Origin of the sequence: Erwinia sp. HDF1-3R (assembly GCF_039621855.1) — a bacterium.
Classification (GTDB): Bacteria; Pseudomonadota; Gammaproteobacteria; order Enterobacterales; family Enterobacteriaceae; genus Erwinia.
On the sequence record NZ_CP155071.1, the window covers coordinates 1,302,382 to 1,320,178 of the forward strand.

Here is a 17,797-nt window from a genome sequence, read left to right on the forward strand (position 1 = left end):
GCTGAGGCGAAAGTTGTTAAAATTAACTTCTCTCTCAAACTCATGGAATACATTATGTCATCGGAAATTGCACATCCCTCTACCAGCCCAAAGCAGGCTGCACTTCAGCTGGTTATTGAACTGGTCCGTGCGGGCAAGCTCAGCCCATTACAGGGCGACGCCTCCAATATGATCTCTATTTATGAGCAGTTCAAAGCCCACTTTGAAGCGGATAAGCAGAAAAAAAGTTCGGAATCTGCCATCTCATAAGTGTCGGGCGGCATTTCGCCGCCCGTGCTTATCGCCCGGCGTCAATTTTTACTCACCCGATCGTAGTAGAGCATGCTGGTGCCGATCCCCTGCTGCGCCCCCTGAATATTACTGCGCAGGCCCACCAGCTTTTGCCCCTGTAGCGTGACGACGTAGGGAGAGTTTTGCTGAATCTCCGTCTGTAGCTGCTGATAGAGTGCATTGCGGGTTTTCACATTGCTCTCAGCCGCCGCGGCACGCGTCTGCTCACTGAGCTTTGGAATGGTCCAGCCCAGCCGCCATGCCAGGGTTTTCGGGCCATTCGGCACGTTGTAAGCAAAGGTGCTGGCGTTGGTATTGGGGTCAACATAGTCCGCCCCCCAATAAATAAAGATCGACTGAAAGTCACGTCCGCGCATTTTTGCCCACAGCTCCGCTTCCGCCACCGGCTGGATATCAATTTGGATATCGGCTTTGGCAAAGCTGGCCTGGAGAGCCTGTGCGATATCGGTGTAGGGTGGCTGGTTTACGATGGTCAGTGAGAAGCGCGTGCCGGGCCTGATCCCTCCCTGCTGCAAAATCGCTTTTGCCTTGTTCAGATCGTAGTGGAAAGGCTGACTGGTAAGGGCCCCGTCGAAACCCTCAGGCAAAAATGTCTGATGCACCTGAAACTGGCCCTTCAGCAGATCCTTTGAAATCCCATCGTAATCAACCAGCCAGCGGGCGGCCTGCCACAGCGCCGGGTTACCCAGCGCACTCTGCTGTTTGTTCTGCGTGTTGAAGCCCAGATAATAAATCAGGCTGGACGGAAAGCTGGCAACTTTCACCCCGGACACCTTTTTGAGCGCATCAAACTGATCGGCACCCAGCTCATAGGCGACATCGGCATCCCCCTGCTGCAACAGCAGGCGGCGGGAGCCGGGATCGGACACCCCCTTAAGAATGACCCGCTTCAGCTTCGGCAGCGGCACCGCGTGAGGGTTCTCCTCCAGCACCAGCGCCTGCTGAGGGACAAAGTTGCGAATGGCGTAGGCCGCGCTGCCCGCCGAATGGTTGCGCAGCCAGCCGTTGCCAAAATCACCGTTGCTGGCATGCTGCTGCGCCAGCTTGCTGTCCACCACCGAGGCCACCGGCGCGCTGAGCAGCCGCAGCGCCAGATCGCGGCCAATCGCCGAGGTCCAGCGGATCTCTATCTGATGGTCACCCTGTGCGATCAGCTGGCCGTCGATATTTTCCGGCGTCCAGCCAAATTCACCGAGAATAAACGCCGGCGTCTTGTTGAGCTTTACGCCCCGGCTCAGCGAATACACCACATCCTGCGCGGTAACGGGATTTCCGCTGGCGAACGTGGCGTCAGGGCGCAGGGTGAAGAGCAGGCTGCGATCGGTTGTGCCCGGCTGCCAGGCGCTGGCGAGTGCGGGATCCAGCCTGCGCGGATCGGTGCGATCGGTGGCGACCAGTCCCTGATAAACGTTAATCAGGCTGCTGGTGCTCACCGTTTCAAAACTTTCAGCGGGGTCGAAGCTGATAATGCCGTCCAGCGGTATGGCAACCACCAGCGTATCGGCTGGCGTAGCGGCATGAGCCAGCTGGGCTAAGCCCAGCGTGACCGCTGCGGTAAGCGTAAGAATTTTTCGCATTGTGGAGTCCTGGAATGGTAGCGTTATCAGGACTATAGGGGGAAACGCAGCGGGGGGAAATGCTGATTCCGGCAAGGGTTAGCTGATTAACAGATTAAGCGTTTCCCTCAGGGCACGATGTAGCCTCTATCCATATGCACCGCGCGATCGCACATATGATCGATCACCTGCGGATCGTGACTGACCAGCACCATGGTCAGCTTATCCTCCTGCTTCAGGCGGTTCAGCAGGTTAAGGATCTCTGCCTGCACCGACATATCCAGTGCCGAAGTGGGCTCGTCCAGCAGCAGGATCTTCGGCTCCAGCAGCAGCGCCCGCACGATAGCCACGCGCTGGCGCTGGCCGCCCGAAAGCTGGTGCGGATAGCGGTCGGCCAGTTCAGGATCCAGACCGGCGTGGCGAAAACCGGCGTCGATGCGCAGATTGATATCCTTTTTCTTCAGCAGCTTCAGCGGCTCTGCCAGGGTGCGCCGCAGGCGATGGCGTGGATGCAGTGAGGCATAGGGATCCTGAAAGACCATCTGCACGTCCTGACGAAGCTGGCCGGTAAACGCGCTCCCCGGCCTGGCCTGATGGCCTGCCAGCATCATCTTTCCCTGCCAGTGGGGATTTAATCCGGCCAGCGCCCACAGCAGCGAGGATTTGCCGCAGCCCGACGGGCCGACCAGACCAAAGCAGGAACCGGCCTCAACCGTCAGCGACACGTCGTGAACGACGGTACGGGTTTCATAGCCCAGTCGGTGAGAAACGCTCAGGTCGCTGAGCTCAATGATGTTCACGGTGTGCCTCCAGTGCCGCGCGGTCAAGCACCGGCAGCAGTTGTCCTTTGGTTGCCAGGCTGGGGCGGCATGACCAGAGCGTGCGGGTATAGGGATGGGTCGCGCGCGGCAGATCGGCCGCGGGTAGCCGGTCAAGAATTTCACCCTGATACATCACCATCACCCGTTCGCAGTGTTCGGCAACCTGCTGAAGATCGTGACTGATCAGCAGCAGCCCCATATTTCGCTGTTCCACCATCCGGCGGATCAGCGCCAGCACCTGGTCGCGCATGGCGTGATCCAGCGCCGAGGTCGGTTCATCCGCGATCAGCAGCTGGGGATCGGCTATCAGCGCAATGGCCAGCATCACCCGCTGACCCATTCCGCCTGACAGCTGGTGGGGATAGCGGCTCATGAGCTGGCGCGGCTGAGGCAGGCCGACCGCGTCGAGCATCTCGCAGACCTTCTCTTTTATCTCCGCCCGGCTGAGCCTCGCGTGGAGCTTTAGCGGCTCCGCCACCTGCCAGCCGATGGTGCGCATTGGATTAAGCGCATATTTTGGGTCCTGCATCACCATAGCCAGCTGGCCACCACGCAGCGGTGCCCACTGGCGTTCGCTTAGCGTCAGGGCATCTTCACCCACCACGTTGAGCGTCTGCGCATTCAGCCGCAGCGAGGGGGAAAGCAGCCCCATCAGGCTGCGCGCGGTTAACGATTTCCCGGAGCCGGATTCGCCCACCAGCGCCACGCGTTCGCGGCCCAGCGTGAAGCTGATATTGTTGACCAGCGTGGCACCGCTGGCGCTGGCAATGTGCAGGCGGTCCGCCACGATCAGAGAAGAGTTTTCAGTTGGCATGTCGGGTATCCAGTCGGTCACGCAGGCCGTCGCCCGTCAGGTTAAAGGCGAGGCTGGCGAGAAGGATCGCGCCGCCGGGCGCGGCAGCCACCCACCACTGATCGAAAATCACTTTGCTGCCCTCGGCCACCATCGAGCCCCATTCGGCGGTCGGCGGCTGTACGCCCATGCCCAAAAAGCCCAGTCCGGCGGCGGAGAGAATGATACCGCCCAGGCTGAGCGCGGCGCGAACCACCGCACCGGGCATACAGAGCGGCAGAATATGGCCAAACATCAGGCGCAGGCCGTTGATGCCCTGCATGCGGGCGGCGGCCAGATAGTCACTACGGCGCAGCGCCAAAGTTTCCGCGCGCGCCTGTCGGGCGAACGGCGGCCAGCTGGTTAACGCCAGCGCCAGTGCGCCGTTCATCAGTCCCGGACCCAGCATCGCCACCAGCGCCAGTGCGATAACCAGATTCGGCAGTGACAGGAAAATATCGGTAATGCGCATCAGCACCCGTTCGGTCCAGCCGCCTAAATAGCCCGCACAGATGCCGATCAGCATGCCCACCGGAATGGTCAGTACCAGGATCAGCGCGACCAGCAGTAGCGTCGGACGGGCACCGTAGATCACTCTGGAGAGCAGATCGCGGCCAAAGCCGTCGGTTCCCAGCCAGTGAGCGGAAGAGGGCGGTAGCAGACGGGCCGTCATCAGCTGTGCGTTGGGGTCGAAGGGGGCCAGCAGCGGCGCCAGCAGCGCGGCCAGCACCAGCACTGCAACCAGCGTACCGCCGATGGCCAGTGAGGTGACGCGGGGGCGTCGGCGTCCGCGAGGCGGGACGCTTTCAAGTTCAGTCAGGTTCTGCGTCATCGGGTTCTCGGATCGGTAAGATAAGTCAGCGCGTCCGCCAGGGCATTCAGCGTGATAAAGCAGCCGCCAATCAGCAGCGTTGAACCCAGGATCGCTGGCGTATCGGAGGCAAATAGCGCGTTAGTCATATAGCGCCCCACGCCCGGCCAGGCAAACACCGTTTCCGTCAGGACCGAGCCTTCCAGCAGCGTGGCGTAGGAGAGCGCCAGCACGGTTATCAGCGTACCGCGGACGTTAGGAAAAACGTGCAGCAGCAGGATACGACCCCGGCTGGCACCTTTGGCGCGTGCGAGAGTGACGTACTCTTTACTGCTCTCTTCCAGCAGCGCCGCGCGCAGTAGTCGGGTTATGCCCGCCATTGCCAGCAGCGCCAGCACCACCACCGGTAGCCAGAGATGGGCGATGGCATTGCGGAACATCTCCGGGTCGCCTGAAAGCCAGCTATCAATCAGCACCAGGCCGGTTTTAGGCTCCAGCGTATAAATCCAGACGTCATCCAGCTGCCCCGGCCCGGCGGACCAGTGAAGGACTGCATAGAACAGCAGCAGCCCGAGCAGACCGAGCCAGAACACCGGCACCGAGTAGCCCAGGAGTGAAACCAGTCGCGCCAGGTTATCCAGCAGGCTACCCGGCTTCCACGCTGCCAGCAGCGCCAGCATAATCCCCAGTGTCGCACCGAGGATCATCGCACAGGTCGCCAGCTCGAGGGTGGCGGGAAAGGTGCGCAGCAGATCGGCTGCCACGGGCTGGCTGGTGAGGCGGGAAATCCCCAGGTCGCCGTGCACCAGATGCGTCAGGTAGTGCCAGAACTGCATTAGCACCGGCTGGTCCAGGCCCAGATCGCGCCGCACCTGGGCATAGGTCGATTCGCTGGCGTGGTCGCCCGCAATTTGCAGCACCGGGTCGACCGGTGACAGGTGCGACAGCATAAAGGTAAAGGCCAGCAGGCCAAGCAGCGTCACCGCCAGCGAGGCGATACCGGTCAGTAGCCGTCCGCCCCGGAGCCAAAACACCCGCGCAGATGCGCGGGTCACCGCAGCGTCTGCCATTATTTACTGACCTGGCCGTAGTAGACCATATCCGGGTTGATACCCTGCACGTAGCCTTGCAGATTGTCACGAACGGCAATCAGGTTGCGCGCCTGCAAGCCAATCACGTAGGGCGAGTTCTTCTGCACTTCACGCTGCATATTCTGATAAAGCGCGATGCGTTTGGTCTTGTCGCTTTCTGCGGTGGCGGCCAGCGTCTGCTTGTTCAGCTCAGGAATATGCCAGTTCGAACGCCAGGCCAGCGTGGTGCTGCCGTTTTCCGGGTTGTAGGCAAAAGCCGATGCGTTGGTATTGGGATCGAAATAATCGGCTCCCCAGGCATTCAGCGTGGCGTCATAGTGATGCGCCTTAACGGTGGTGGAGACTTCGCTGCTGATCCCCGGGATCAGCTCAACCTTCACGCCGCCTTTGGCAAAGCTGGCCTGGAGCGCCTGAGCGATATCAAGGTAGGGCGGCTGATTGCTGACGATCAGCTTAAAGCTGACATTTTTCAGCCCAGCCTTGCTCAGAATGGCTTTGGCTTTGTCCGGGTCATAGGTATACGGATTGTCATTCAGCGCACCGAGGAACCCTTCCGGCAGAAACGCCTGATGCACCTGGAACTGACCTTTCAGCAGCTGGTCAGCAATGCCGTGATAATCGAAGAGGTAGCGCGAGGCTTCCCACAGCGCCGGATTTTTCAGTACCGGATTGGCTTCGGTATTGAACTGCATGTAGTAAAGCGAAGCCATAGGGATCGCCAGCGGCTTCACGCCGGGTTTATTCTTCAGCGCGGCCATCTGATCGGCACCCAGGTTGCGGGCAATATCCGCATCGCCCTGCTCAAGCAGCAGGCGGCGGGCTGCTGGCTCAGGCACGTTTTTAATCAGGACGTTTTTCAGCTTTGGCGCGCCGCCCGGTGAGCTGGCGTTGGCAGAGAGCAGTAGCACCTCGTGCGGAATATATTTGCGGATCTGGAACGGACCGCTACCCGCCGAGTGCATGGCCAGCCATTTATTGCCGAAATCGCCCTTCTGCGCGTTGGCCATGGCGGTTTTTTCATCAATAACCGAGGCGACCGGCGCGGCGAGCAGGCTGAGCACATAGGTGGGGCTGACATTTGCCGTCCAGCTAACCTGTACGTGTTGGTCATCCACTTTTTTCAGCTGCGCGTCGATATTCTCTTTGTTCCAGCCAAGCTGGGTAAGAATAAAGGAGGGATCGAGGTTCAGCTTCACCACGCGGCTGAGGGAGAAGATCACATCTTCCGGGCGAACCGGATTGCCAGAGGCGAATTTTGCCCCCGCGCGCAGGGTAAACGTCAGGCTGCGATTGTCACTGCCGGGCTGCCAGGCGCTGGCCAGCGTAGGCCTCAGCTCGGTCGGGTTCTCAGGATTAGACTGGATCAGACGCTGATAAAGGTTAGTAAAAGCCTGCACCGACGTGAGCTCGAACCCTTCAGCCGGGTCAAAACTGCTGGCGTCATCAATAGACTGGGCAATAACCAGCGTATCCGGTGGCGTGGCGGCAGAGGCGTTAAATGAGGCGGCCAGCGCCACGGCGAGAATTGATGGAACCGCAATCTTCATGGCTTTTTTTACCTTTTAATGTTTTGCGCGAGTGTAGATGACCCTTGTGTCAGATAAATAGTAGATTATTCGCTATAGATATGTGTTTTGGTTATAAGAAAATCGTACAGGTTATAAAAGCTTAACCTTTGTCTAACGGTTAGCGGGTAGCGGCAATCCACAGCCAGGGAGAGACGCCAATCAGATTGTTCAGCATATGGAGCAGGATGGGCAGCTTAAGTCCATTTGAAACGAGGCGGGCGTAGCAAAGCAGCAGTGAAAGCGCGGTCAGGGCAATAAGCGTCTGGGGATGGGTGTACTGCATATGGCAAGCGGCAAAGATTAACGAGGCGATCAGGGCGCAGACCAGCCGCTGCTGTGGTGCCCATAGCAGCAGCCCCTGAAGCAGAAAGCCGCGAAACACCATCTCTTCAAAAACCGGGGCCAGCAGGACGACCGCCAGCGCAAAAATCACCACCCGGCGATGCCCGTCGCCAAGCTGGCTACCGGTCCAGCTTTCGTGAGACAGGTAAAACGACTGCGAAAGAATAAGCATCAGCAGTAGCGCGATGAAGATAAGAAGCTGGCGAAGGTTGAGCTTGCTCTGCGGAATGAGGGGGTAGCGGCGTGAAGTCCAAAAATAGAGCGGCACCAGCACGGCAAACTCCAGCCCACAGAGTACCGGCACCAGCATCCCGTTTTGGCGCAGGGCGGTGAGGTCGGGCAGTACGCTTACCACCAGGGTAAGGGTGTACCACACCAGACATACGCCTGCGCAAAGCAGCGTGCGGGTTATTCTCTCATCAGGATTGTTCATCAGGTACGCCCCAGGCCAAATTCTGCTAAGGGTAACTGATTTATCCTGTCGCTGCGCGCCAGAACGTCACGTTGTCGTGTACGCGAACAGGGCCAGGGTCAAATTCAAAAGCCTTTCTCAATTGTTGCGAAACTCTGCTAACCTGCCGCTTAATCGCCACAGTTAATTGCAAAACAGGAGTGGATAAATGAACCGTTATGGAAAAATCGCGATGGGTATCATGCTGGCTGGGCTGGCGGGTTGCCAGTCGTCTGGAAAACAGGGCGCAAAGGATACGCAGGTTGATCCGGAGATGGACCGCTGCGGCGCGTCTGAGTATCAGCAGTTCGTGGGTAAGCCCCTGTCGTCAGTCGACGCGCTCAGGTTTGACCATCCCGTGCGGGCCATCCCCTATAACTCTGCGGTAACGATGGACTTTAACCTCAATCGACTTAACTTTATGGGTGATGCCCAGGGCAATATTGCCCGCGCCTACTGTGGCTAACCCTCAGGCCGGCAGATGGCCGGCCTGAGCCTAACGATGTGATTTTTTTGCCCACCACAGGCGCAGGCGTATGCCCCATTCGCTGGTCCAGCCCGTCGTGGAAGAGACTATTTTCCCCTTCGAGAGAATAAGGATGGCGGGCAGGGTGTCGATCTCCCAGTCTGCCGTTAGCGTGCCGCCAGGATCGTTCACTACCGGCAGCGCCAGGTTTTTACTCTGCAACTGGCGAATAACGTGAATATCATCCCCCGATTGCCGTACCAGGATAACGACATTCCTTCCCTTATCGCCAAGTGACAAGACGGCGGGCAGGGTAAAGGGACAGGCACCACACCCCGTACCCCAAATGAACAGCAGCAGGGGCTTTTTTTCGCTCAGAGTCGTCAGGGTGACGCTTCTGCCGTCGATGGTGTGCATCAACACCTCGGCAAAACCTGCAGGGGGATGCGGCGCGCGCTGTGCTGCTAACAGATAAAGGCCGATAACCACGATTATCATCAGCGGCAGCAGCCAGGCTGGTCGGTAGGGTTCATCCTGAAACATACTTACCTCGCAGAGGCCAGTAGCAGGGTTGAGGTGGGGCAGCGTAGAAGAGGAGAGATGGTGTTTTCATATTCATTTCCCTTGAAGTTTATCCCTGTGTCCGACAGAGCTGCCTGCGCTGTTTTCGGAAAGGCAAGGCTATGATAACCCGATAATTTCCCCTCGTAACTATTACTACTGTAAATTTGGGTAAGCCCGACGTGCGGCCAGGGGGTAGGCAGCAGGTTAAGAATAGATTGCGGGTGGGTGGAGAGGGGGGGGGATTAACCACGTGCGGCGGGTCTGATAATGCGATTACCTGTTCTCATCCAGCAGGCGGTACAGCAGATTGCGATATCCCTGGAGTAACGCCTCATCCGCTTCGCCCTCCAGTCTGGCGATCACGCTGCTAATGATCGCTTTTCGGGTGGCTGGCCTGCCGCTGCGTAGCAGTTCGTTCATAATCACCGCCAGCAGTTCACCTTCGGCCGGTGCATGGAAGGCCGGACTGTTAAAGTAATCGGTGATGGCGCGTCCTGCACCCGCTGATTGGTGGCTCATAGCCTGCTCCGGATAAACGGCACCGAATCCCCCGGCGGCGTACCGGTAGATTCGGGTGATCATTCCCACGCGCGCTCCGCTTAGCTCACTACGCAGGCCCCCTCTCTATGATTAATTATCATAAAGGATATTAATATTTTGGATGGGGGCGGCAGGAAGTCCAGTAACAATCAGAAATATTTCCTCTCCGCTTTTATGCTCCTCAACTGGCGGGATACGTTCTGATCACTTCCAGCGTACCGTTAATAATAAACTGAACGCCCATGCACACCAGCAGGAAGCCCATCAGCCTGGATATGGCTTCAATGCCGCCTTTACCGACCAGGCGCATAATCGCACCTGAGCTTCGCAGGCAAATCCACAAAATCAGGCTCACCATAAAGAAGGTCAGAACGGGAGCAACGGCCAGCACCCAGGGGGTAAATTCACTGTTGTGATGAACGGTAGAGGCCGCACTGATAATCATCGCAATGGTGCCTGGCCCGGCGGTGCTGGGCATGGCCAGTGGCACGAAGGCGATATTGACCGTCTTACTTTCGCTCAGCTCATCCAGCTTATGTTCCGCCTCAACCGAGTGGCCCGCCTGCTGCTGTGGAAACAGCATACGGAAGCCAATAAAGGCCACTATCAGACCACCTGCGATGCGTAATCCCGGAATAGAGATACCGAAGGTATCCATAACGGCGTTACCCGCATAAAAGGCCACGGTCATGATGATAAAAACGTAAATGGATGCCTGCAGCGACTGCCGGTTCCGTTCGCTAAAATTCATATCTCCCGCCAGCCCCAGGAACAGGGCCACGGTGGTTAAAGGGTTGGCGAGGGGCAGAATCACAACTAATCCGAGGCCCACGGCCTTCATCAGTTCAAACATGCTTTCTTTCCTTGAGATATCAGACAGACAGAGTGATGCCGTTATGATGCCCTGGCATCCTTTTCCTGCGAAGTGTTAAAGGGAAATTATCCTAATAAAGGGTCCGGCAGTAAGGTTAAAAAATGCGGATTTTAGTGATGGTGAAGTTAATGGCGTGTGTATTTAGGGATAACAGAATGAGGGGTTAAAAAACAAACAAAAATAAAAACATTATATTTCAGAGTGTTATGTGCGAAGCCTTTTTTTTTATCACTGAGTGCTTGTGCTGACTTCTTCATTGTGAGTAAATGCACCGTCGGTTTTGAAACAGACAACGTATGCGAGCAAATTTATTAAAGCAGTTATCAGTTAAAGCGCTATCTCAGATATCTCTTCTTCCTGACTTCCTTCTTAAGTGCCTCATAAGTCCGCCCTGTTGACAAACCCCGTGCCCTTGCGGCTTATTACATTTTTTGAAGGAAAGACAAATGTCTAACAAAATGACTGGTTTAGTAAAATGGTTCAACGCTGAGAAAGGTTTCGGCTTTATCTCTCCAACCGACGGCAGCAAAGATGTGTTCGTACACTTCTCTGCAATTCAGAACGGCGGCTTCAAGACGCTGGAAGAAGGCCAGAAAGTTGAGTTCTCTATCGAAAACGGCCAGAAAGGCCCAGCTGCAGCTAACGTAACTGCGCTGTAAGTTTTTAGAGACTCCCACTTGCAGCGAGCAGTAAGGGTTTCCCGATATTGCTCATGCTGAAAGTGAATAAAAACCCGCCTTATGGCGGGTTTTTTGCGTTTATCATTCAGCATAAACGCGGTTTAATAGGAAACCCTACGCTGTTGCCATAAGGTTATGTTTACCCGCCAATGGAATCCTGGAAAGTTAACCTCATCTCAGTCTGGTTTGGCTGTCTGTTTACCGGACTGGCTATCAGTCAGATCATTCCTTTCCTCCCCCTTTACGTAGAACAGCTTGGCGTGACCGATCCCAGGGCGCTTACCCTGTGGTCAGGGCTGATTTTTAGTATTACCTTCCTGATTTCCGCTATTGTCTCGCCGATGTGGGGCAGCCTGGCTGACAGAAAGGGGCGAAAGCTGATGCTGCTGCGCGCCTCGCTGGGCATGGGCCTGGTGATTTTCTTACAGGCTTTTGTCACCAACGTCTGGCAGCTATTTTTGCTGCGGGCGCTGATGGGGCTGACTTCTGGCTATATTCCCAACGCGCTGGCGCTGGTGGCAACCCAGGTGCCACGCGATCGAAGCGGATGGGCGCTGAGCATGGTGTCAACGGCGCAAATCTGTGGGGTGATCATGGGGCCGCTGATGGGCGGTTTTCTTGCCGACTGGGTGGGGCTGCGCGCGGTCTTTTTTGTCACGTCGGCATTGTTACTTACCAGCTTCCTGATCACCCTCTTTCTGATTAAAGAGGGTGGGGTTAAACGGGTGAGCCGTGAGGAGAAGCTCAGCGGGAGCGGGGTGTTTCGATCGCTGTCGCACCCCGGCCTGATTATCAGCCTGTTTGTCACCACGATGGTTATCCAGCTCTGCAACGGATCCATTAGTCCAATATTGACGCTTTTTGTCAGGCAGCTCGCGCCTGACGCGCAGAATATTGCCTTTATCAGTGGGATGGTGGCGGCAATTCCGGGCGTATCTGCGCTGTTATCGGCTCCCCGGCTGGGTAAGCTTGGCGACAGAATCGGTGCCGAGCGCATTCTTTTTGCCGCTCTGGCGCTGACCATCATACTGTTTATAGGGATGTCATGGGTAAATGGTGTCGTTCAGCTGGGCATACTACGTTTTCTGATGGGCTTTGCCGAAGGGGCGATGATGCCTGCGGTGCAGACCCTGTTACTCCGCTACTCCAGCGACAGGGTAACAGGGCGCATCTTCGGATATAACCAGTCATTTATGTACCTCGGCAACGTGGTGGGGCCGCTCATTGGCGCTGGCGTTTCCGCCGTGGGAGGATTTCGCTGGGTTTTTGCGGCCACCGCCGTCGCGGTACTGGCGAATACCATACAGCTACTCTGGCACTGGCGCAGAGTAAAGCGCGGCCATACTGTCCTTTAAGCGACTTTCCTGTCTGATGACAAAGGCCGGTTTGCGCGAACAGGCAGGTTTTACGCGGCTTATTGACAGCAAAGCGTTAAGCGTCGTTACTCTGGGTAAAAATGGCCCTTAACCGGATGATTCTGCATTGTGGGGAGTGACGCGGCCGCTTACTATCACCGCCAACGCTACCATGAGGTGATAATAATGAGTCGTTTAATTAAAGCAGTAAGTGTGATTGCACTGGTTACCGCTCTGAGCGGTTGCCTGTTCCCACCTCCGGGCGGCGGCGGCGGTGGTGGTGGCGGCTGGGGGGGCGGCGGCGGCGGCGGCGGTCCACGCGGTGGCTTTGATATGGGCGCTGGCCGCTAAGCACGACTAAACCAGAGGCGCTATGCCTCTGGTTTATCGCCCGCGTCAGTACCCGGTATCCCGCCATTTAACCCCTTCGCCTGTTAACATCCGTTTTACCGTACCGTCATCTCCAGGTTGTTGAATAGATTATCTTATAGGGTATAAAAATACCTATTATGGCTTATTCTCTTTTGCCGGTGGTGGTGGTAACGTTCCGCCTTTAACCGCTGAGACATTCGCATGAAAATCCTTATTTCAGAACTTTTAGTCAGACTGGCGGAAAAAGAAGAAGAGTCCAAAGAGTTAGTGGCCCAGGTAGAAGCACTGGAAATTGTGGTTACTGCCCTGCTGCGTAAACTGGATGGCGATCATCTTCAGCAAATTACCGACAGCGTCAGTACGGCGTTGAAACTCGCTTCGGATGAGCATGCCACCCCTGGCAGCGATGCTTCCCTGCTGGAAAATTATATTCAGCGACTGCTTATCCACCCTCGTCACTAAGCGCCTCTGTCGTCCGGGAGCATCCCGCCCATTGTGCTCCCGGGCAATGTGTCCCTTACAGACAGTTTTGCGATCGCCGCAGCGTATTTATGCCTGAATTTTTTTGCGTGAGAAGAAATCCCTGCCAGAATTAATACGAAATTAATCGTTAAGAGGTAGCAAATGATCAAGACAACCTGCCTTGCCGCCACCCTGGGGCTTGCACTTTTAGCCAGCGGATACGCTAACGCGGCAGAAAAAACCGTCCAGCAGCAAAAAATGACCCTTTGTAACCAGCAGGCGGGTGAAAAATCGCTGAAGGGGGATGCCCGTAAAACCTTTATGAGCCAGTGTCTGAAAAAGGACAGTACGGCGAGTAACATCACGCCACAGCAGGCAAAAATGAAAACCTGTAATACACAGGCCGGTGAGAAATCACTCAAGGGAGCCGAGCGTAAAACCTTTATGAGCAGCTGCCTGAAAAAGAGTTAACAGCGATGGGCCTCACGAGGCCCATTGATCGCCCGCGCTTAACATTCATATTTCCTTAAACTTTTAAACTCCCCGAAATACAGCCATTTAGCCATTAATTTACGCTTTGATCCTGCCAGTTTCACTAAAAATACCCTCGTCAATGCCAGGCTTAACCTGCATGTCATAAAATTACAGCGCAAAAAATTTCGCGCGAAAATAATAAGGAGCATTGTCGTGAGCTATCAAAATGCAATCGTATTACAGGATCTTCCCGAACTGGAGCCGGTGAGGGTACCGATCGGTGATACCGACATACTTCTGATCCGCGAAGGCGAAGCGGTTAAGGCCTTTCAGGCAAAATGTCCGCATTCAGGCGCGCCGCTGGAGCAGGGGGCAATTTATAATGGCAGACTGGTTTGCCCCTGGCATAAGGCTAACTTCAGCCTGGAGGACGGCAGCCTGTGTGAACCCCTGGCGTTAAGCGATTTGCAGCGTTATCCGGTAAAAATTGAAAACGGTATGGTGCAGATTGATCCCGAGCCTCTGCCCCCGCTTTATCCCCTGGCGGCATCGGCAGAGAAGGACGCGCCGGTTTATGTGGTGTTGGGCACGGGGGCCGCGGGAAGCGCCGCCGCCTGGACGCTACGCCGGGAGGGTTTTAAGGGCACGCTGGTAGTCGTCGATCGCGAGTCGGAAGCGCCCTATGACCGCACCGTACTGACTAAATTTGTTCCCTCCGGCAATATGGCTATAGATGAGGTTCCGTCCCCGCTGGATGAAGACTTCTTCGCCTTTGCTGAGCAAAAAAAGGGCGATGTCGAGCAGCTTGACAGCCGCCAGCAGATCCTGCGTTTTGCGGACGGCAGCCAGCTCCGCTATGACAAACTGCTGATTGCCAGCGGCGGCATTCCCCAGCGCCCGGATCTCGAAGGCAAGGCGCTCGCCGGGGTGCATGTCCTGCGCAGTATTGAGCAGGCGGACACACTGCTGCAGGACGTGGATAGCACGAAGAAACTGGTGATCGTCGGTAACAGCTTTATTGGTATGGAACTGGCCTCCGCGCTGCGTAGCCAGGAGGTGGATGTTCAGGTTATCGCCCGCGATCCGCTACCGTTCAGGAAGCCCTTTGGCGAACAGCTGGCAGCCTGGTTTCGCCAGCTGCATGAAAGCAAGGGCGTCCGGTTTATCGACGGCGACGTCGCGGGCCTGGAGGGAAACAATGGCAAAGTCAGTGCCGTGATGTTAAAGAACGGTCAGCGGATAGTGGCCGACGTGGTACTACTGGCAACGGGCGTCGCGCCGGGCACGCAGTTTATTCACGATATCCCCCTGCGTGACGACGGCAGCCTGACCGCCAACGATACGCTGGAAGTCGCGCCAAACGTCTGGGCTGCGGGGGATATCGTCAGCTATCCGGTCTCTGAAGGCTACCAGCGTATTGAGCACTGGCGCGTGGCTCAGCAGCAGGGCAGGACGGCGGCTAAGAATATGCTGCAACGGGGTGAAACCTTTGATCGGGTGCCTTTTTTCTGGACCGCACAGTTTGGGACGCGCTATGAGTACCTTGGGCACGCCAGCGAGTGGGATAGTTATCAGCTGGTGGGATCGTTAGAGGATAAGTTTATTGCGCTCTATGGTCAGGAGGGCAGGCTGGTGGCCGCGGCGTCCTGTGGAATGTACACTTTTACCGCCGAACTGATCAAAAGAATGGAGAAGCCGATGAGCATACAGGAAACCGCAGCGCTGGCAGAAAAGGCGCTAAGCGAGTAAATACGGCCGGTCTGGCCGATGCCGCGACAGGCCATTTATTCTGATAATCGGGAAGTTATGCGCAGGGGGAAGAGAACCTTCCCCCTGCCTGACGGAATCGCGTTTATTTACTCATGCTGTCCGATTTCGCCATGCAGCTCTGCATTGCCTCTATCACTGCCGTGCGAAAGCCTTTCTCCTCCAGCACTCTGACCGCTTCAATGGTGGTGCCACCCGGTGAGCAAACCATATCTTTCAGTTCGGCAGGATGCTTACCGGTTTCCAGTACCATCTGGGCGGCGCCCTTCACCGCCTGCGCTGCAAACTCATACGCCTGCGCGCGGGGCATGCCGCCCAATACGGCTGCATCGGCCATCGCTTCAATAAACATAAAGACATAGGCCGGCGCTGAACCGCTCACGCCCACGACGGCGTGGATCATATACTCCGGCACCAGCGCGGCTTTACCAAAGCCGCGGAAAATGGCCACGATCTCGTCCGCTTCCTCTTTCGTCACCAGTACGTTCGGCGTAACAGAGGTCATTCCTTCATTGACCAGCGCAGGCGTATTTGGCATCACGCGGATCAATTTGCGATCGTGACCCAGCACGCCAGCCAGAGCATCCAGCGTGATACCCGCAGCAATGGACACGACGACGGTATCCTTGTTCAGGCTGCCCGCCACGTCGTTCAGCACGTTAAGGATAACGTTAGGTTTGACGGCGCCAAAGAGGATATCGACCTGTTTTGCTACCTGCTCAGCGCTGTCGGCGGGCGTGATGCCATACTTCTGCTGCATGGCCTGATTGGTTGCGGGCTTATGGTCGAAAACCCAAATGTCCTCAGCTTTTATCTGACCGGACGAGACCAGTCCGCCGATAATGGCCTGCGACATATTGCCACAGCCGATAAAGCCGATTTTCTTATCCATCATCCTGCTCCCTTATTTATCTGGTTTACGCTGTAAACAGCTTACTGCATTCACTACCTTAATTCAGCGTGGATCGCGAGTCAGTAAAAAGAGGGGGCAACGCCAGCAGATTACATTTGCCATTTCTGAAAAGAACGGCAAGATCGTGCTTAATTTTGTCATTATGTAAAAGGAAAGGGCGATGCCAATCTGGGTAGATGCCGATGCGTGTCCAAAAGTGATCAAAGAGGTACTTTACCGTGCCGCCGAACGCGAGCAGATGATGGTGACGCTGGTTGCTAATCAGTCGCTAAGCGTGCCGCCGTCGCGCTTCCTGCGTACCCTTCGGGTTGCTGCGGGGTTTGACGTCGCGGATAACGAAATCGTACGGCGTGCTGAGCCGGGCGATTTGGTGGTAACGGCCGATATTCCGCTGGCGGCGGAGGTAATGGAGAAGGGCGCCGTGGCGCTGAATCCTCGTGGGGAGCGCTACAGTGACGCCACGATTCGTGAGCGGCTGACCATGCGTGATTTTATGGATACGATGCGCGCCAGCGGCGTACAAACGGGCGGGCCAGCGGTGCTCAATCAGCGCGACCGGCAGCAGTTTGCGAATGAACTGGATAAATGGCTGCGGTCGCAAAAAAATAACGGCTGAGGGGAAGCGTAGCGGGTGGCATATCGCCACCCGCTGGCAGGATCAGAGGAAGCTGTCGTCGTCTCCGAAGTCGTCATCGTCATAGCCGTCATTGCCGAAGCCAGCAAAATCGCTGCTACCGTTATCCTGCTGTAGCCCGGCGTCCTGATTCAGAAACTGACCGTCGTTACCGTTAAAGGTATCAAGGTTATTATCGAAGCTCTCCTGCGGCATGGCAGGCTCATTGATAATATTCACAATCTCTTCTGGCTGTGATTTATGGAACATGCTGGTCAGCATATCAGCCATCACCACGCCACCGGCCACGCCAACTGCGGTTTGCAGCGCGCCGCCCAGAAATCCGCGCGAAGCGGTAGGGGCCGCGGCCGGCTGAGGCGCGTATGCCGGCTGCTGCTGCTGAGGCGCAGGTGCACTGCTCCAGGCTGACTGCTGAGGTGCCTGCTGCGTCGGTTGTTGCTGACGCTGGCCGCCGCCGAACAGGCCGGAAAGAAATCCGCCGCTGCTCTGCTGAGGCTGCTGTTGCGCCAGCTTCGCTTCCAGTTCGCTGACGCGATTGTTCAGCTGTTTCATGGCCGCTTCCTGAATCAGGATAGCCTGAGCCATATAATAAGGCGCGCCCGGCTGCGATTGGAGCTGCTGCTGAATCAGCTTTTCAGCTGACGCGTCTCGCGGGCCCGACTGAGTTTCAGCCTGCTTTAAACGGCCAAACAGACTTTCTATTAACTTTTGTTCTTCGATCTGCACAGGTAATCCTCCGAAACGGGCGATAACGCTATTTTGAGCCACCCGTAAGGAAAGTAAATGCCCTTCGGGTAAGGAAATGTTGCCAGCAAAATAGGGTAAAAGGGCGTTTATGTAAATAAAAATTTACAGCTATTAACCTTATGTAAAATATCGGCTTTTAAGCTTTATACCGCACTGGTGGTGTAAGGAAAACGTTACTGCTGGTGG

General features: G+C 56.2%; 21 protein-coding genes. 9 read left to right on the plus strand and 12 right to left on the minus strand.

Annotated elements, in window-relative coordinates; genetic code table 11:
• Nucleotides 1–54: 54 nt before the first annotated feature.
• Complete coding sequence (locus AAGR22_RS05860; RefSeq protein WP_067705562.1) at nucleotides 55–249, plus strand: hypothetical protein; 195 nt, start codon at nucleotides 55–57, stop codon at nucleotides 247–249.
• Between the two features lie 41 nt (nucleotides 250–290).
• Here AAGR22_RS05860 and AAGR22_RS05865 read toward each other — a convergent pair whose 3' ends face one another.
• The 7 genes from AAGR22_RS05865 to AAGR22_RS05895 all read right to left on the minus strand — a co-directional run bounded on the left by AAGR22_RS05865 (nucleotide 291) and on the right by AAGR22_RS05895 (nucleotide 7,745).
• Nucleotides 291–1,868: an ABC transporter substrate-binding protein gene (locus tag AAGR22_RS05865; protein ID WP_345830882.1), complete on the minus strand. Its 1,578-nt coding sequence runs from the start codon at nucleotides 1,866–1,868 to the stop codon at nucleotides 291–293.
• 107 nt (nucleotides 1,869–1,975) lie between these two features.
• The gene (locus AAGR22_RS05870) at nucleotides 1,976–2,641 is read right to left on the minus strand and encodes an ATP-binding cassette domain-containing protein (RefSeq protein WP_067705563.1); all 666 of its coding nucleotides are present in this window, start codon (nucleotides 2,639–2,641) and stop codon (nucleotides 1,976–1,978) included.
• Nucleotides 2,634–3,482 (minus strand): ABC transporter ATP-binding protein, encoded by an 849-nt coding sequence (locus AAGR22_RS05875; RefSeq protein WP_345830884.1) that lies wholly within the window; start codon nucleotides 3,480–3,482, stop codon nucleotides 2,634–2,636. Before AAGR22_RS05875 ends, AAGR22_RS05870 begins: the two co-directional genes overlap by 8 nt.
• Nucleotides 3,472–4,332 (minus strand): ABC transporter permease, encoded by an 861-nt coding sequence (locus AAGR22_RS05880; RefSeq protein ID WP_067705112.1) that lies wholly within the window; start codon nucleotides 4,330–4,332, stop codon nucleotides 3,472–3,474. Before AAGR22_RS05880 ends, AAGR22_RS05875 begins: the two co-directional genes overlap by 11 nt.
• The gene (locus AAGR22_RS05885) at nucleotides 4,329–5,381 is read right to left on the minus strand and encodes an ABC transporter permease (protein ID WP_345830886.1); all 1,053 of its coding nucleotides are present in this window, start codon (nucleotides 5,379–5,381) and stop codon (nucleotides 4,329–4,331) included. Before AAGR22_RS05885 ends, AAGR22_RS05880 begins: the two co-directional genes overlap by 4 nt.
• Nucleotides 5,381–6,949, minus strand: coding sequence for an ABC transporter substrate-binding protein (locus AAGR22_RS05890; RefSeq protein ID WP_067705120.1), 1,569 nt, complete (start codon nucleotides 6,947–6,949; stop codon nucleotides 5,381–5,383). The genes AAGR22_RS05885 and AAGR22_RS05890 overlap by 1 nt, the downstream gene beginning before the upstream one ends.
• A 139-nt stretch (nucleotides 6,950–7,088) precedes the next feature.
• The gene (locus AAGR22_RS05895) at nucleotides 7,089–7,745 is read right to left on the minus strand and encodes a CPBP family intramembrane glutamic endopeptidase (RefSeq protein WP_345830887.1); all 657 of its coding nucleotides are present in this window, start codon (nucleotides 7,743–7,745) and stop codon (nucleotides 7,089–7,091) included.
• Nucleotides 7,746–7,932: 187 nt separating this feature from the next.
• Here AAGR22_RS05895 and AAGR22_RS05900 point away from each other — a divergent pair, with 187 nt between their 5' ends.
• On the plus strand, nucleotides 7,933–8,229 hold the full coding sequence (locus AAGR22_RS05900; protein WP_345830889.1) for an I78 family peptidase inhibitor: 297 nt from the start codon (nucleotides 7,933–7,935) through the stop codon (nucleotides 8,227–8,229).
• Nucleotides 8,230–8,259: 30 nt separating this feature from the next.
• Here AAGR22_RS05900 and AAGR22_RS05905 read toward each other — a convergent pair whose 3' ends face one another.
• From AAGR22_RS05905 to AAGR22_RS05915, 3 genes are all read right to left on the minus strand, one after another.
• On the minus strand, nucleotides 8,260–8,772 hold the full coding sequence (locus AAGR22_RS05905) for a redoxin domain-containing protein (RefSeq protein WP_345830891.1): 513 nt from the start codon (nucleotides 8,770–8,772) through the stop codon (nucleotides 8,260–8,262).
• 294 nt (nucleotides 8,773–9,066) lie between these two features.
• A complete protein-coding gene (locus tag AAGR22_RS05910; RefSeq protein ID WP_345830893.1) occupies nucleotides 9,067–9,312 on the minus strand; it encodes a biofilm development regulator YmgB/AriR family protein in 246 nt (81 codons plus the stop codon).
• A gap of 202 nt (nucleotides 9,313–9,514) precedes the next feature.
• Nucleotides 9,515–10,186, minus strand: a complete 672-nt coding sequence (locus tag AAGR22_RS05915; protein WP_067705136.1) for a MarC family NAAT transporter — start codon at nucleotides 10,184–10,186, stop codon at nucleotides 9,515–9,517.
• A 467-nt stretch (nucleotides 10,187–10,653) separates the two neighbouring features.
• On the opposite strand from AAGR22_RS05915, the gene cspA reads away from it, so the two are divergent.
• From cspA to AAGR22_RS05945, 6 genes are all read left to right on the plus strand, one after another.
• The gene (cspA, locus tag AAGR22_RS05920) at nucleotides 10,654–10,866 is read left to right on the plus strand and encodes an RNA chaperone/antiterminator CspA (protein ID WP_013200976.1); all 213 of its coding nucleotides are present in this window, start codon (nucleotides 10,654–10,656) and stop codon (nucleotides 10,864–10,866) included.
• A 170-nt stretch (nucleotides 10,867–11,036) separates the two neighbouring features.
• Complete coding sequence (locus AAGR22_RS05925; RefSeq protein WP_345830899.1) at nucleotides 11,037–12,242, plus strand: multidrug efflux MFS transporter; 1,206 nt, start codon at nucleotides 11,037–11,039, stop codon at nucleotides 12,240–12,242.
• Between the two features lie 186 nt (nucleotides 12,243–12,428).
• Nucleotides 12,429–12,593, plus strand: a complete 165-nt coding sequence (locus AAGR22_RS05930; RefSeq protein ID WP_156484978.1) for a hypothetical protein — start codon at nucleotides 12,429–12,431, stop codon at nucleotides 12,591–12,593.
• Nucleotides 12,594–12,815: 222 nt separating this feature from the next.
• Nucleotides 12,816–13,076: an anti-adapter protein IraP gene (gene iraP, locus AAGR22_RS05935; protein WP_067705141.1), complete on the plus strand. Its 261-nt coding sequence runs from the start codon at nucleotides 12,816–12,818 to the stop codon at nucleotides 13,074–13,076.
• A 162-nt stretch (nucleotides 13,077–13,238) separates the two neighbouring features.
• Nucleotides 13,239–13,547, plus strand: coding sequence for a PsiF family protein (locus AAGR22_RS05940; protein WP_345830901.1), 309 nt, complete (start codon nucleotides 13,239–13,241; stop codon nucleotides 13,545–13,547).
• Nucleotides 13,548–13,763: 216 nt separating this feature from the next.
• Complete coding sequence (locus AAGR22_RS05945) at nucleotides 13,764–15,299, plus strand: FAD-dependent oxidoreductase (RefSeq protein ID WP_345830902.1); 1,536 nt, start codon at nucleotides 13,764–13,766, stop codon at nucleotides 15,297–15,299.
• 103 nt (nucleotides 15,300–15,402) lie between these two features.
• Here AAGR22_RS05945 and proC read toward each other — a convergent pair whose 3' ends face one another.
• Entirely contained in the window at nucleotides 15,403–16,212 is an 810-nt protein-coding gene (gene proC, locus AAGR22_RS05950) for a pyrroline-5-carboxylate reductase (protein WP_067705147.1), read from the minus strand.
• A gap of 178 nt (nucleotides 16,213–16,390) precedes the next feature.
• On the opposite strand from proC, the gene AAGR22_RS05955 reads away from it, so the two are divergent.
• A complete protein-coding gene (locus tag AAGR22_RS05955; RefSeq protein WP_067705149.1) occupies nucleotides 16,391–16,846 on the plus strand; it encodes a YaiI/YqxD family protein in 456 nt (151 codons plus the stop codon).
• Between the two features lie 42 nt (nucleotides 16,847–16,888).
• Here the strand turns inward: AAGR22_RS05955 and AAGR22_RS05960 are convergent, their stop codons facing one another.
• Nucleotides 16,889–17,590: a DUF2076 domain-containing protein gene (locus tag AAGR22_RS05960; RefSeq protein ID WP_345830903.1), complete on the minus strand. Its 702-nt coding sequence runs from the start codon at nucleotides 17,588–17,590 to the stop codon at nucleotides 16,889–16,891.
• Nucleotides 17,591–17,797 lie beyond the last annotated feature (207 nt).

Excerpts from the sequence above, each read along its gene's own strand:
- AAGR22_RS05860 (WP_067705562.1), top strand. The coding sequence starts at position 55 with ATGTCATCGGAAATTGCACATCCCTCTACCAGCCCAAAGCAGGCTGCA.
- AAGR22_RS05905 (WP_345830891.1), bottom strand. The coding sequence starts at position 8,772 with ATGTTTCAGGATGAACCCTACCGACCAGCCTGGCTGCTGCCGCTGATG.
- AAGR22_RS05940 (WP_345830901.1), top strand. The coding sequence starts at position 13,239 with ATGATCAAGACAACCTGCCTTGCCGCCACCCTGGGGCTTGCACTTTTA.
- AAGR22_RS05900 (WP_345830889.1), top strand. The coding sequence starts at position 7,933 with ATGAACCGTTATGGAAAAATCGCGATGGGTATCATGCTGGCTGGGCTG.
- iraP (WP_067705141.1), top strand. The coding sequence starts at position 12,816 with ATGAAAATCCTTATTTCAGAACTTTTAGTCAGACTGGCGGAAAAAGAA.
- AAGR22_RS05885 (WP_345830886.1), bottom strand. The coding sequence starts at position 5,381 with ATGGCAGACGCTGCGGTGACCCGCGCATCTGCGCGGGTGTTTTGGCTC.
- AAGR22_RS05910 (WP_345830893.1), bottom strand. The coding sequence starts at position 9,312 with ATGAGCCACCAATCAGCGGGTGCAGGACGCGCCATCACCGATTACTTT.
- cspA (WP_013200976.1), top strand. The coding sequence starts at position 10,654 with ATGTCTAACAAAATGACTGGTTTAGTAAAATGGTTCAACGCTGAGAAA.
- AAGR22_RS05880 (WP_067705112.1), bottom strand. The coding sequence starts at position 4,332 with ATGACGCAGAACCTGACTGAACTTGAAAGCGTCCCGCCTCGCGGACGC.
- AAGR22_RS05925 (WP_345830899.1), top strand. The coding sequence starts at position 11,037 with ATGGAATCCTGGAAAGTTAACCTCATCTCAGTCTGGTTTGGCTGTCTG.
- AAGR22_RS05890 (WP_067705120.1), bottom strand. The coding sequence starts at position 6,949 with ATGAAGATTGCGGTTCCATCAATTCTCGCCGTGGCGCTGGCCGCCTCA.
- AAGR22_RS05875 (WP_345830884.1), bottom strand. The coding sequence starts at position 3,482 with ATGCCAACTGAAAACTCTTCTCTGATCGTGGCGGACCGCCTGCACATT.
- AAGR22_RS05895 (WP_345830887.1), bottom strand. The coding sequence starts at position 7,745 with ATGAACAATCCTGATGAGAGAATAACCCGCACGCTGCTTTGCGCAGGC.
- AAGR22_RS05865 (WP_345830882.1), bottom strand. The coding sequence starts at position 1,868 with ATGCGAAAAATTCTTACGCTTACCGCAGCGGTCACGCTGGGCTTAGCC.
- AAGR22_RS05915 (WP_067705136.1), bottom strand. The coding sequence starts at position 10,186 with ATGTTTGAACTGATGAAGGCCGTGGGCCTCGGATTAGTTGTGATTCTG.
- proC (WP_067705147.1), bottom strand. The coding sequence starts at position 16,212 with ATGATGGATAAGAAAATCGGCTTTATCGGCTGTGGCAATATGTCGCAG.
- AAGR22_RS05930 (WP_156484978.1), top strand. The coding sequence starts at position 12,429 with ATGAGTCGTTTAATTAAAGCAGTAAGTGTGATTGCACTGGTTACCGCT.
- AAGR22_RS05955 (WP_067705149.1), top strand. The coding sequence starts at position 16,391 with ATGCCAATCTGGGTAGATGCCGATGCGTGTCCAAAAGTGATCAAAGAG.